Consider the following 14,414-nt stretch of genomic DNA (forward strand, 5'->3'; position numbering starts at 1 on the left):
GTTCCTTCCATGGGGGGCGGGACTCACAGCGGGATGTTCCCGTGCTTGCGCTCGGGGAGCCGTCTGCGTTTCGAGCGGAGCGAGCGAAGCGCCCGCGCCACCTCGACGCGCGTCGTCGCCGGGCGTATGACGCGGTCGACGTAGCCTCGCTCGGCCGCCGCGTACGGCGATGCCGCCCTGGCCCGGTAGTCGTCCACCAGTGCTTGCCGGACCTGGTCACGGTCGCCTTCATCGGCCTCACGCAGAGTGCGGCGGTGCAGGATGGCGATGGCGCCCTCGGCGCCCATGACCGCGATCTCCGCCGTTGGCCAGGCGAGGTTGATGTCGGCTCCGAGGTGTTTGGAGCCCATGACCGCGTAGCCGCCGCCATAGGCTTTGCGGACCACCACGGTCACCTTCGGAACGGTCGCCTCCGCATATGCGTAGACGAGCTTCGCTCCGCGTCGAATGACACCCGCCCGCTCCTGGGCCACTCCGGGCAGGTAACCGGGGACGTCGGCCAGGGTGAGCAGCGGGATACCGAAGGCGTCGCAGAACCGGATGAAGCGGGCCGCCTTCTCGGAGGCGTCGATGTCGATGACTCCGGCCATGTGGCGGGGCTGATTTGCCACGACGCCGACCGTGTCGCCCTCGATGCGGGCGAATGCGCAGAGCATGTTGGGCGCGAAACCGTCGTGCACTTCGAGGAGTTCGCGGTCGTCGGCGAGGACGGCGACGAGTTTGCGCATGTCGTACGACTGGTTGGGGTCGCCGGGGACAAGAGAGTCCAGCGCCCGGTCGGTGACAGTCAGCTCGTCGCCGGCGGCGGATTGGTAAGTGGGAGCGGGATCCACATTGTTGGCCGGGAGGTAGCCCAGCAGGGTCCGGACCCAGTCGACGGCGTCGTGCTCGTCGCCGGCTCGGTAGTGGGCGTTGCCGGACACCGTGCTGTTGACGGCGGCGCCGCCGAGGTCGGCGGCGCTGACGCGTTCCCCGGTGACGGCGGCGATGACGTCGGGTCCGGTGACGAACATGTGCGCCGTCTCGTCGGCCATCACGGTGAAGTCGGTGAGGGCCGGGGTGTAGACCGCCCCGCCCGCGCAAGGCCCGAGGATCAGCGAGATCTGCGGCACCACGCCGGAAGCGGCGACGTTGCGCATGGCGATCTCGGCGTAGTACGCCAGCGACGCCACTCCCTCTTGTATGCGGGCCCCGCCGGAGTCGTTGATGCCCACGATCGGGCACCCGATGTCGAGGGCCCGGTCCATCACCTTGATGACCTTTTCGCCGAAGACCTCGCCGAGGCTGCCGCCCAGGATGCTGAAGTCCTGGGAGAACACGCAGATGGGGCGTCCCCCCACTGTGGCTTGGCCGGTCACCACGCCGTCGCCGTAGGGGCGGGTGCCCGACATGCCGAAGTCGGTGCAGCGGTGCCGGGCGAAGCGGTCGAACTCGATGAAGGAGCCTGCGTCGGCCAGCAGGTCGATCCGCTCGCGCGCGGTCAGCTTGCCCTTGGAGTGCTGGCGTTCGACCGCGTTCTTCTCATTGACTCGCAGGACCTCCTCGTCGCGTGCGAGCAGGTCCGCGATACCCAGGGAGGTGCTGTCGGGGTTGCCGTCATGCACGGTGGCCTCCTGTGACGCGTGTGTTCCGCTCCAGTTCGAAGGCCAGCCGTTGTGCGACGACGTCGATGTGGGGCGGATCGATCATGGAGATGTGGTCTCCGGGGACGTGTACGACTTCGAGGTCGGAGCAGGTGGCGCCCCAGCCCAGGGCGGTGTCCGTGCGCAGATAGCGTGGGTCCAGCGAGGTGGTGAGGGGGTGCGGTTCGGCGGCGCGGAAGAGCAGGACCGGGCCCGTGTACGGCTCCGGCCGGTAGCCCTCGGCGATGCGCGCGTCGACGTAGGAGGTGTACTGGTGGCGCAGGACGGCCTGTCCCATCTCCGGCACGCGCTCGCGGATGCGTGCCATGACCTGGTCGAACAGGTCGAGGTCAGTCCCGTTGCCGTTGACGGGAACGTCCAGACCGAGCGGCACGCCGTAGGTGTGCTCGATGTGCTCGGCGAACCGCGCGACCCGGGCGAGGCGTGCCTTCTCGATGTCGTCGGTGGGCAGGGGGAGGATGGAGTCGATCAGGAACAACAGGTCGACCTGGGCGCCCGCGGCGGTCAGCTGCCGCGCGACCTCGTATGCCAGGCAGCCGCCGAAGGACCATCCCCCGAGCCGGTAGGGCCCGTACGGGCGCAGGCGGCGGATCACGTCGATGTAGGCCGCCGCCTTGTCCTCCACGGCGTCGACGGTGTCGAGCCGTTCCAGCCCGTAGCAGTTCGCCGTCGGGCCGATCCGCTCGACAAGTGGCTGGTAGACCGTTGTGGGCCCGCCCGCAGGGTGGAACAGGAACAGCGCGCGGTCGTGTCCGTGGTCGGCGAGCACGCGTACCGGACCGTCGGCGCCACCCTCGATGCGGTCGCGCAGGAGGTCGGCGATGGCCGCGATCGTGTCCGTGCCGGTGAGCCGGACCGGGCCGGTGCCGGGCAGACCGGCGGTCAACTCCTGCGCAAGGCGGGTCAGATCCGACTCCCCGGCACCTGCGGTGTCCAGCGTGACGTCGACGGTGTGGCTGTGGCCGCCGAGTACGCGACGCCAGTGCCGGGCGACCCAGCGCTCAGCGGTGTCGCGCGGTCCTGGTCCCGGCGCCTTCTCGGTGCTCGCCCGCTGCCGGGGCCCCGCTGTCGTGCTGGTGGCGAGCCGCTCGGCCAGTGCGGCAGCGAGTTCGGCGGTCGAGGCGCCACGCAGCAGCAGCGGGAGTGGCAGTGGCACCCCGATGTCACGTTCGACGGTGGAGCGGGCCCGCATGGCGGTGAGCGAGTCAAGACCCAGCGACGTCAGCGGCACATCGGGATCCAGTGCTGCCGCGTCGACGCGCAGCAGCTCGCCGAACACGGCGAGCAGATGACCGGTGATCGCCTCCGGCGTGTCGTCGACGACCGGCCTCGTCGAAGAGCGCGCCGGTGCCGCCCGCTCCACGAGGTAGGCCCGGTCCGCCGCTTCGGGGAACAGGGCGCGTACGGCGGTCATGTCCAGCCGGAACACACCGACTTGGGGCAATCCCGCGGCCAGGAGCTCCCCGAGCGCGGCAAACCCTTCGTCGGGGCTGAGGCGAGCGGCCGCGGACTCTGCCGTCGCGGCGGCGGCACCGATGCCGGACCAGGCTCCCCAGTGGACGGTCACCACCGGGTGACCCTGTGCACGCCGGTGCGCACCGAAGGCGTCGAGCCAGGCGTTCGCGGTGGCGTAGGCGCTCTGCCCCGGGGAACCGAGGAGGGCCGCGGCCGATGAGTAGTCCACCCACCAGTCCAGGCCGAGTGCCTCTGTCGCCTCGTGCAGCCGCAGGGCGCCGTCGGCCTTGGCGCGCCAGGCGGCGGCGAGTCGGTCGTCGGTCAGGGAAACCACGGCCGCGTCCGCGAGGGCGCCTGCGGCATGGACCACGCCGCGGACCGGGATACCGTCCGCACTGCCTTCGGCGACCATGCGGCGCGCGGTGTCGGGGTCGGCGATGTCTCCGGTGACCACGGCCACCTCGATGCCCACCGAGCGCATCCGGCCGATGCTCTTGGCCGCGGCGGGCGAGGGGGGCCGGCGGCCGGCGACCACCAGCCGGGTCGCGCCCCGCTCGGCCAGCCACTCGGCGGTGGCCAGGCCGAGGCCGGTGAGGCCGCCGGTGATCAGGTAGGAGCCCGGCCGTACGACAGGTGTGCGCGGGGTGCCCGGCTCGGGCACCCCGCCCCGCAGCCTGCGCACGTACCGTACGCCGCCGCGCCATGCGACCTCGTCGTCCGGCGTGGACGCGACGATGTCGGCGGCAGCCTCCGCGGCGGCCCGCCCGGTGGGCGCCGCAGGGTCGATGTCCACCAGGGTGGCGCGCAGTTCCGGGTGTTCGAAGGCGAGTACGCGGACCAGCGCACGCAGCGCCGCCCGACCCGGGTCCCCTGACTGATCGTCGGTGGTCGAGGTCGCGCCCCGGGTCACCATCCACAGCCGCGGTGGAGCGTCGAGGTCGGCCAGGGCGCGGACGATGCGCGCGACAGAGGCGACGAGTGTCCGGGCTGATCGCGGATCGAGGGGTGCGGAAGAGGAGCCGACGGCCAGGACAACGCTGTCACGGCCGGCGGCGTGGGCGGCGGCTTCGTGCGCCGGGGCCAGGTGCACCTCTCCCCCGCGCGTGGTGATCTCGTGGGCGAGCTCGGCCGTCCACGTAGCTCCGTGCTCGAGCAACACGTGAGTGCCCGCCCGCCGCGGCGGCTCGTCGTGCGGCAGCGGTGTCCAGACGGCGTGGTGGCCGAGCCGGTCGAGGCCCAGGGGGACTTCCCCTGTGGGCAGGGGGGCGCATTCGACGGCCTCAAACGCCGCCACCACCTGATCACGGGCGTCGAGGAGTTGTACGTCTCCTCGGCGGACGGTCCCCTCTCCTGCCCGCGTGAGCCTGGCCCGGACCCGCACCCCAGCGGCAGCGTCACCCATCAGGCGCACCCTGCCGAACCGGACCGGTAGCCACACCGTGTGTGCGGCCTCATCGGCGTCGACCGCCGCGGCCAGCGCGTGCAGGCATGCGTCGGCCTGGGCGGGGTGCAGGTGGAACCGGCGAATGCGCAGGTGCTCGGGCACGGCGAGGTCGGCCTGGGCCGTGCCTCCAGAGGCCGTGGCCGTACGCAGCGCACGGAACGCCGGGCCGTAGTGCTGGCCGGCGCCGTCGAGACGCGGGTAGAGGCCGACCGGGTCGCCGTCGGGCACGGCGAAGGCGTCGGCCCGGTTGTCTCGGGCCGGCGCGGCGGTGGCTTCGGCCAGCAGGACGTGCCGGTCCCCCGCCGGTCCGTACACGCGCACAGCCAGTCCGGTGCCGGTCCGGCGCCCGCGCAGGCATACCCGTGCGCGCTCGGACAGCGGAAGCATGCGGTGCAGCACCAAGTCGTGCACCTCGACAGGACCGAGCACCGACCGTCCGGCGGCGAGCATCAGCTCGATGTGAGCGGTTGCGGGCAGCACCGGTACGCCGTCGACGGTGTGATCGGCCAGCCATGGGTGGTCGGCGAGGCCGACGTCGCCGAACCACACGTGCCCGTCGCCGTCAGGTAGCTCGTTCCCCGCCTCCAGCATGGGATGACCGCCGGCGGGCCGGCTCGCCGGGGCGGGCGTGACCCAGTGTCTGCGGTGTTCCCAGCCCGGCGCGGGCAGGTCGAGCACCACTCGGTCGGGGTGCCGGGCGAGCAGGGCGCCGGGGTGGCCCAGGACGTGGGCTCGCGCCACCGCGGCGGCGAATCCCCCTGTCAAGCGGTCCGGGTCACGGCGTACGGTCGCCAGCGCGTATGCGGCCGGCTCCCGGCCGGCAGCGGTCTGCTCGACGGCGATCGTCGCGATGGGGTGCGGGGATATCTCGACGAAGCCCCGGTGGCCGTCGTCGAGGGCGGCCGCGACGGCCTGGGTGAACCGGACCGGCCGGCGCAGGTTGGCCGCCCAGTAGTCAGCGGCGAAGGCGGCCTCTCCGCGGGGGTCGTCGGTGACGCTGGAGTACAGGGGAATCGTGGGTGCGGCGGAGTGGATCGCCCCGAGGTCGGCGCGGAACCGGCCCAGCAGTGGGTCCACCGCCGCTGAGTGTCCGGCGCCGCCCACGTTCAGCGTCCGAGTCATGCCGCCGCGCGCGTCGACGTGGGCGACCAGGGCAGCGACCTGTTCGCGCGGCCCGCTGACGGTGCACTGTGCCGGGGACGCGTAGACGGCGATGGTGACGGAGGGGAAGGTCTCGCCCAGCTCGGCGAGTTCGGCCGGTGTCAGTTCGACCACGGCCATCGCCCCGGTGTCCGCGCCCTCGACACCGGCCAGCAGGGCGGAACGGGCAAGCACCACCCGAAGGCCGTCACGGGCGGTCAGTGCCCCCGCCACGACGGCGGCGGCGATCTCACCGACGGAATGTCCGACCACCGCGCCGGGGGTCACGCCGTGGGCGCGCCACAGCTCGGCCAGCGCGAGCTGCATGCCGAACAGGGCGGGCTGGTGAATCCGGAAGCCCTGGGCCCCCACGTTGTCGCCCAGGGCTTCCGAGAGCAGGAATCCCGCCAGGTCGGCGTAGTCGTCGTCCAGTTCGGAGACCTTGCGGGCGAACTCCGGTTCCTCCTCGAGGAATCTGGCGCCCATCGCCGGCCACTGAGATCCGTAGCCGGAGAACACGAACACCGGTGCCTTGTCAAGCACAGGGGAGGGCCGCGCGGTGTCCAGCAGTTCGTGGGGGCGACCCGAGGCGAGGGCTCTCAGGGCGGCCAGGACATCGGATTGCTCAGTGGCGACGATCGTCGCGCGGCAGGTGCCGTGGTCGCGGCCGTGGGCCAGCGCGGCGGCCAGCTGGTCCGGCCTCACATCCCGCTCGGTCAGCCAGTCGGCGAGCGTTCGGGCGTCGCGGGCGAGCCGGTCGGTGGTCGGGGCCCCGAGGCCGATCACCGCCGGACGCCGCTGCGCTCGCCCGGCCGGTGGTGCGGCGTGCGGCCATTCTTCGACGACAAGGTGGGCGTTCGTGCCGCCGAAACCGAACGCGGACACTCCGGCGCGGGCATGGCCCGAGTAGCGAGGCCACGCGGTGGTCTCGGTGACGACCCGCAGCCGCGACATGTCGATGTGGGGGTTGGGCTCGGTGTAGTTGCGGCTGGCCGGGATGCTGCCGTGGCACAGGGCCAGTACGGTCTTGATCAGGCCGGCGATGCCCGCGGCGCCCTCCAGGTGGCCGATGTTGCTCTTGACCGAGCCGGTGAGCAGCGGTTGGTCGTCGGGGCGGTCGGCGGCGAGGGCCGCCGACAGGGCGGTCGCCTCGATGGGATCGCCGAGCAGGGTGCCGGTCCCGTGCGCTTCCACGTAGTCGACGGTGGACGGCGGGACCCCGGCCGAGGCGTACGCCTGGCGCAGCAGTCGCTGCTGAGCCAGCGGATTGGGGGCCGGCAGTCCGTTGGAGCGACCGTCGGAGTTCACGGCTCCGCCACGGATCACGGCGAGAACCCGGTCCCCCGCCCGGCGGGCGTCGGCGAGCAGCTTGAGGACGACGACACCGCAGCCCTCGCCGCGGACGATGCCGTCCGCGGCGGCGTCGAACGGTTTGCACCGGCCGTCCGGGGCCAACGCACCGGCGGCGGCGAACGACGCGCTCACCCCTGGTGTGATCAGCAGGTTGACTCCGCAGGCCAGGGCGGTGTCGGCCTCGTGGAGTGCCAGTGCGCGCGCCGCCTGATGCACGGCCACCAGTGACGACGAGCACGCGGTGTCGATGGTCATGCTGGGGCCGTGGACGCCGAGGGCGTAGGACAGGCGGTTGGCCGTGATCGAGGCGGCCGCGCCCTGGCTCGACCACGCGTCGACCCTGGTCGCGTCGGCGAGGGTGAGCAGCGAGTACTCGGTGGCCGACAATCCGACATAGACGCCTGTGTCCGTGCCCCGCAGTCGCCCCGGCGGGATTCCGGCGTGGGCCAGGGCCTCCCAGGCGACCTCCAGGAGCAGCCGCTGCTGCGGGTCCATCACCGCGGCCTCTTCGGAGGAGATCCCGAAGAACTCGGCGTCGAACGAGGCGATGTCGGCGAGCACCCCTGCTTGTCGCGGCACGTCGTTGTCTGCCTGTGGCCAGCGCTGTGCGGGGACCTCGCCGACCGCGTCACGGCTCTCGAGCAGGAGCGACCAGTACTCCTCGGCCGTGGCGGCGCCGGGAACCCGGCACGCCAGGCCCACCACCGCGATCGGCGGGAACTCGGCCGCGCGAGCCTCAGCCCCTTCTTTCGGGCCGGCGGCGTCGGCGAGCACCTTCGCCAGGTCGGTGACCGTGGGCGCGCTCCACAGCAGAGTGGGGGGCAGGTCGCGCCCGGTCCGGCGGGCGATGGCGGCGGCGATGCCGACTGTCTGCCGCGAGGACAGCCCGCAGTCACGCAGCGGGCGGGACAGGTCGGCGTCGGTCAGCTCGTGACCCAACTCGGCGCCTACGCGGTTGCGTAGCCAGAGCAGCCACTCGCGCTCGTCGCGCGGCGCGGCCGTCACGACGCGCTCCCCAGGTAGCGTGCCCGGCCACCGGACCGGCTGATCTTGCCGCTGGAGGTACGTGGCAACTCCCCTGGCTCCAACAGCACCATGTCGTTCAGGCCGATGCCGTGCACGTCGGCGAGCGCGGCCCGCACCGCGGTGATGATGTCGCTGTCGGTGGCTGAGCCCGGCTCTACGCCCCTGGCCCGCTCGGCCAGCAGGACCAGGCGTTCGCCGTCGCCGGTCGGGACTCCGAAGGCGGCCACCGCGTGCCTGCGTATGCCGGGGTGTGCCTGCTCGGCGGTGATCTCCATGTCCTGCGGGTAGTGGTTGCGTCCGTCGATGACCACGAGGTCCTTGATGCGTCCGGTGATGTAGAGGTGGCTGTCGACGACCACGCCGAGATCGCCGGTGCGCAGCCAGCGGCTCTCCCCGTCCTCGACGAAGACGGCCGCTGTCTCCCGCGGCCTGCCCCAATAGCCCAGGCCCACGTTCTCGCCGCTGACCCAGATCTCTCCCACGCGGCCCTCTGCCAGCGGCGCGGCCGTGGCCGGGTCGGTGATCCGTATCCGTTGGTCGGCAGGCAACCCGCAGCTGACCAGCATGGCCACCGCCGTCTTTCCTACCGGTTCGACGGCGCGTCCAGCCGCGAGGGCGTCGCGGTCGAGGCGGATGACCCGCGGTCCTTCCCCGGCGGGGGAGGCAGACACCAGTACGGTCGCCTCGGCCAGCCCATAGGCGGGGCGGTGAGCCTGGGGCGGCAGGCCGCAGTCGGCGAACGACTCCCGGAACAGCTCGATGTTCGCGGGCAGGACCGGCTCGCTGCCGTCGACCAGCGCGACGACATGGCCGAGATTCAGCAGCACGCGATCAGGCTCGGCGACACGCGTCGCGGCATAGGCGTAGGCGAAGCTCGGAGCAGCGGTGATCGCGCCCGGATTGGCCGACATCGCGCGCAGCCACCGGCCCGGGTCGGCCAGGAACGCCACCGGATCCATCAGCACCGACCGGGTCGCCGACACCACGGGGGCGGTGAGCCCGACGACCAGTCCCATGTCGTGGAACAGCGGCAGCCAGGAGACGTTCACGGTGTGCCCGGACCGCATGCCGAAGGCGTCGACGACCTGCCGGGAGTTCACAAGGACGTTGCGGTGGCTCACCATGACGCCGGCCGGGGCCCGGGTGGACCCGGAGGTGTACTGCAGGTAGGCGACGTCGTCGGGGTCGGTCCATGCGCGTTCGGCGAACCGCTCACCGGGGGCGGGCAGAGCGTCGACCGCGACCACTCCGGCGTCGGACAGACCCTCGGTGCCCGCGAACTCCTGCACGGCGTGGACCTCACGCCAGGTGGTGAGCAGCAGGCTCGGCGCACAGTCGGCGAGTACGGCGGACAACCTCGGCCACTGCCGGGCGTCACCGGGAGGGAAGAGCGGCACTGCGATCAGCCCGGCACGGATCACCCCGAGGAACGACGCGAGATAGTCGATCGACTGGGCGCACATCACGGCGACCCGGTCCCCCGCGGACGCCCGGGGCCGGATCCACGCGGCCACGGCGTCGACCCGTGCGTCAAGCTCTCTCCAGGTCACGGTGACAGCTACGCCGTCGCGGACTCGGGAGTGATCGAGGTAGGTGACAGCGGGTTCGTCACCGCGCGATTGGGCAGAACGGCGGAGCAGGCCGGACAGCGGCTCCAGGACCGGGGCGTCGGAGTCGGCGGTGGTGGTGAGTTCGGCTCGTTGCAGCTTCATCGGACTCTCAGCAATGGTGGAAGGGACAGAGCGAGGAACGCGGTCGTGGGCGGTCACGCGGGCACCTGCCTCGGCGGACGCAGCAGCGCCACCGCGGCGGTCGCGGCGACGGCCTGGAGTCCGGCCGCGACGACCAGCGCCGTGGCGTAGCCGTTCGCGGGACCCGCCGCCGCGTTGCGGGCCAGCACCAGGCCGAGCAGGGCGACACCCAGCGCGGCGGCCACCTCGCTTGCCGCGGTGAGCAGTGCCGCGACCGTGCCGGAGTCCCGTTCGGCGACGGTGTCGAGCGGGTGTGCCGTCAGCGGCGCGGTGCAGGCTGCTCCGACGCCCAGCAGCACCATGCCGGGCACCCGCGACAGCAGGTCGGGCGCATGGGCCGTGCCCGCGAGCGCCAGGAACCCGCAGCCACCCGCCAGGCAGCCCGCCACGACCGTCGCACGCACCCCGAACCGCCTTGTCGTCGGCGCCACGGCAGGCGCGGCGACGACCACCGCGATCGCGATGACGACCAGCGGCAGAGCCGCCGCCACGGGCCCTTGTGCGAGCGCGCCCTGATGGGCCATCGGGGTGAAGTAGACGGCCCCGCTGACTCCGATCCCCCAGGGCAGCAGGACCGCGACCGAACCGAGCACGGCCCGGTTCCGTACGATCCTGCGAGGGATCAGTGGCGTCGCGCTGCGCAGGTCGTGGCGCACCAGCATCGTCAGCGCGGCCACGCCTACTGTCGCCGGCAGCCAGGACCAGCCGTGTCCAAGTCCCACGATGCCTGCCATCAGCGCCGTGCTCGCGGCGACCGCGAGCAGCGCGGGACCGACGGGGATCGGAGTGTAGGCCTGCTCGGGCCTGTCGTGCGCCGGCCTGCCGAGCAGAATCGCCGCGGCGGCCAGCGGCGGCAGGTGGGCCAGGAAGATCCATGACCAGTGGCCGTGCTGGGTGAGCACACCGCCGAGCCACGGCCCCAGGGCAAGTGCCGCGGCCAGGGCCGCGGTCCAGACCGCGGCACCCAAAGCGCGGTGAGGTGCCGGCAGTTGAGTACGCAGCAGACGCAGAGCGCCGGGAACCACGACCGCGGCACCCACGCCCTGCCCCACCCGTGCGGCCATGAGGATGGCAGCGTCGGACGCCAGCGCCGCGGCCAGCGACGCCGAGGCGAAGAGAACCAGCCCTGCCCGCAGTCCTGCCGGTCCCCAGCGGTCGAGCAGCGCTCCCGTAGCCGGAAGCAGTCCGGCGAAGGTCAGCATGTAGGCGATGCCGAGCCACTGTGCGCCGGCGATCCCCAGACCGAGTTCGGCCTGAATGGATGCCAGGGCCGCTACGAGCAGCGTGTTGTCGGCGGTGGCCACGAACGCGACCAGCGCGATGACGGCCAGCGGGCGGCTGGAGGACGGGCGAGCACGGGACAGTCGGGCGGTCATGGCGACACCGGAAGGGCCAGCGAGCCCGGGGAACCCGCGGGGAAGGTGAGCGAACCGGACCGGTTGTTCAGGTCGGCGTACAGCAGATCCTGGCCGTCGACGATCAGGGCGATCCGGTCACCCGCAGGGATGTCGTACGCGGTCGGCTGAAAGCGGAAGTCCACGGTCCGGCGCGCGCCCGCGGTGGCGCCCTCCCAGCTGGCCGGGGCATGCCCGATCATGCGGCCGACACCATTGCCGTCCACGGCCATCAGGTAGGCGACCAGTGTGCCTTGGCCCGCACTGGGCACCACGTCGAGGGAGAGCCGCGGTGCGCCGCGTAGCCGGGTGGCCGTCATGGCGGCGGAGCCGTGCCACACCCCGGCGGCCGAGCGGTCCACCAGCGGCAACAGGGTGGTCGGCGGATCGCCCGTGAGAGCCTCCAGCGAATACGTCGCCAAGGGGACGCCGACCGCGGCCATCGTGTCGCGGCCCAGGTCGATGGTGTGCGCCGGTCCGGCGGCCGGCCGGGCGGCGAGGACACCGTCGTTCCCGCCGCCGAGGTGCAGCTCCCGCGCGGGCAGGGTCGCCGACGCCCGGTCCGGGTAGTGTTCCTCGGCCCGCTCCGGGCCGGGTCGCGGACGCATGACGACCCCTTGGCGCGGCCCCGGGCCGGTGCCCGCGACGTGCGCGTCGAACCAGTGGTACACCGAGTCCCAGATCACCGAGTCCAGCCCCAACAGGCCGGGAACCTCCACGGAGGCATGGTCGCCGGGCTGCAGCTCGATCCGCTTGGGCCCGCTCAAGGCATCGAAGAGATCCAGTAGCGGACCGGGTGGGAACACCGTCTCGCTCCACGCCTGTCCGAGCAGAACGGCCGTGCCGTTGTCGTTGACGCGGTCGACCACGCCGATCGGGGAGCGCTCCTGCGCCCAGCGCATCAGCTCCTCCTCCGGCACGAGGCCGGGATCGATGAATCCGCGCAACATCCGGTCGGCGTCGGCGGTCAGACTGCCGTTGCTGATCCCGGACTGGTACAGGGCCAGGCCGACCATACGGGCGCGGGTGTCACCGAGGATCAGTGAGGACAAGAGGTCCGACCAGCCGCTGAGGGCGGCGACCGCGTCGATCCGCGGGTCGGCCGCGGCACCGAGCAGGGAGACACCACCACCGTAGGAAGTGCCCACCACGCCGATGCGCTCAGGGTCGGCGGTGGTGGCGCCCAGCGCCCAGTCGATGACCGCGGACAGATCAGCGACATCCCCGGAACCGGCGACCTCCACACGGCCGGTCGAGCCGCCGAAGCCTCGCTCGGAGTAGGAGATCGCGACGTACCCGCGCTCGGCCAGCCTGGCTGCGACCTGCATGCCGTACAGCGCGTTGCCACCCCAGGGCGACGGGATCAGGACCAGCGGGTGCGGCCCCCGCGACCGCGGCTGCACTACGACGGAGCGCAGCGTCACGCCCTTATGCCCGGGGACGCCCACCACACGAGTGTCGAAGCCGCCTTCCGCCCTCGCGACGGGAACTCCCAGTGAAGTGTTGACGGCCACGAGGACAGGCAGGAGAAACAGCACGAAGAGCCGCCGCATTTACCTTTGCCACCTCTTCCGGGAACGCGCACAGTTGGTAGCCGGCCGGTCCGTCGGCCGGGACGCGCGCGGCGCCCCGGCCAACGGCTCCGGTCAGACCGGGCAGGTGTTGCGGTACTCGACGAACGTGGGGTCCGGCGCGGGCGGCGGACAGAGGAACCGGGCGTATCGGGTGTCCTCGTCGACGAATCGCTTCAGCCACGACACCACGAACCGCGTCACCGTCGGGGTGTAGGAATTGGTCGTGAAGTGATCCGCGTTGCGCAGCTCCAGGTACGCCTTCTCGGCCGGGCTCCTCAGGTTCTGGTACATCGGCTCGGCGTGACCCGCCGGCGAGGCGATCGCGTCACCGTCGGCGCCGATGATCAGCGTCTCCGCCCGCACGTTCGGGAACTCCTTGGTGGTGTGCCACGGCGCCAGTGGAATCGCCGCCTTCAGCGATGGCCGCTTGTTCGCCGCGGCAAGCGTGCCGCCGCCACCCATCGAGTGGCCCATCACGGCGGTCCGGTCGGGGTCGATCCGGCCGCGGACGGGCGAAGACTCCACCATCCAGTCCAGCGCCGCGAGCAGTTGGTCACCACGAGGGTCAGGGAAGTCGCTGACCACGATGGGTTCCAGGGTGAGGACCACGAACCCGTGAGAGGCCAGCGTCGACCCGTACCAGATCTGGGTGAACTCCGGCTCCATGAAACCTGGAATCACCGCGACCGCCCCGAAGGTGCCCTGGCTGGTGTCGGTCGGGTAGTGCAGCGTGCCCTTGTTGAAGCCACGGCCGAACTCCCCCTGCACGACCGTCGTGGCCGTGGCGAACGGCCCCCGCTCGGCCCGCACCGACTGCTCGGTCGGGTCGGGCCCCTTGGCGAAATCACGCGCGGAGACACTCGCGGAGATACTCGCGGCCGACACGTTCTCGGTGGCGAGAGCCTGCGGGCCGACCAGCGTGGCGGCACTCGCCGCCGCTGCGGCGGCAAAGACCGCAAGTCTCGAAACGACTCTACGGCGCACGTCGAACTCCTCAACGCTCGGCGGAAAATGTGGAGTTCGCAAATTAAGTGACCGTTACGGCGATGAGAACGGAGCTCGGAAAAGATCGCCGACCAGTGCCACGACCACCGGAGCGGACTGTCACGCTCGTGAGCGTCTTACCCGACCGAACCACCGTGCGTACTTGGGCATCACTGTCAGTAAACGCGCCTCATCGGCCGTAGCCGAGCACCTGGCTGCGCGCAGACGGGCGTGAACGGCCGACCAGGACTGGCTGGTCTCGTACGTCGTCACATCCCTGGCCCTACGCACGCGGCCGGTGACGCGCTCCAGCATCCGTCGCGTCGGCACGCTGGGCGCGGGCACGGCCGCGTTCAACTGCGGGAAGCAGCACCTCGGTGAGGTGCCGGTGGTTGGCGTAGGGGGGTGTCAGGACGCCGTCGGCGTTCTCCCCCCGCGAGTTCGGCCATCTTGGGGCCAGTGGCTGGGATCGGAATAAACCTTTCCAGGCCAATACCACCTCTACAGGTGAAAGATGCGGTAATTCTCCGGCCTGACACTGAACAAGATGAAGGATGGCGTTGGGATATATGGCCCAACCAGCCCGTCTGTAGCGCCCTCGCTTCGTTGAAGGCGCTGCATGTGCGTGCGAGCGAGGGAGTGGCTTTGAC

6 protein-coding genes are annotated in these 14,414 nt (G+C 71.8%); all 6 read right to left on the reverse strand.

The genetic code is table 11. From position 1 onward, the window contains the following. Positions 1-23: 23 nt before the first annotated feature. The 6 genes from ACWDZ7_RS31005 to ACWDZ7_RS31030 all read right to left on the reverse strand — a co-directional run bounded on the left by ACWDZ7_RS31005 (position 24) and on the right by ACWDZ7_RS31030 (position 13,764). Positions 24-1,604, reverse strand: a complete 1,581-nt coding sequence (locus tag ACWDZ7_RS31005) for an acyl-CoA carboxylase subunit beta (protein ID WP_451801579.1) — start codon at positions 1,602-1,604, stop codon at positions 24-26. Next, a complete protein-coding gene (locus ACWDZ7_RS31010) occupies positions 1,597-8,040 on the reverse strand; it encodes an SDR family NAD(P)-dependent oxidoreductase (protein WP_451801580.1) in 6,444 nt (2,147 codons plus the stop codon). The genes ACWDZ7_RS31005 and ACWDZ7_RS31010 overlap by 8 nt, the downstream gene beginning before the upstream one ends. Then, the gene (locus tag ACWDZ7_RS31015; protein ID WP_451801582.1) at positions 8,037-9,773 is read right to left on the reverse strand and encodes a fatty acyl-AMP ligase; all 1,737 of its coding nucleotides are present in this window, start codon (positions 9,771-9,773) and stop codon (positions 8,037-8,039) included. The genes ACWDZ7_RS31010 and ACWDZ7_RS31015 overlap by 4 nt, the downstream gene beginning before the upstream one ends. 53 nt (positions 9,774-9,826) lie before the next feature. Next, entirely contained in the window at positions 9,827-11,188 is a 1,362-nt protein-coding gene (locus tag ACWDZ7_RS31020; RefSeq protein WP_451801584.1) for an MFS transporter, read from the reverse strand. After that, on the reverse strand, positions 11,185-12,759 hold the full coding sequence (locus tag ACWDZ7_RS31025; protein ID WP_451801586.1) for an alpha/beta fold hydrolase: 1,575 nt from the start codon (positions 12,757-12,759) through the stop codon (positions 11,185-11,187). The genes ACWDZ7_RS31020 and ACWDZ7_RS31025 overlap by 4 nt, the downstream gene beginning before the upstream one ends. A 93-nt stretch (positions 12,760-12,852) precedes the next feature. Then, a complete protein-coding gene (locus ACWDZ7_RS31030) occupies positions 12,853-13,764 on the reverse strand; it encodes an alpha/beta hydrolase family protein (RefSeq protein ID WP_451801588.1) in 912 nt (303 codons plus the stop codon). Positions 13,765-14,414: the final 650 nt, after the last annotated feature.

Source organism: Streptomyces sp. NPDC003032 (genome assembly GCF_053591415.1).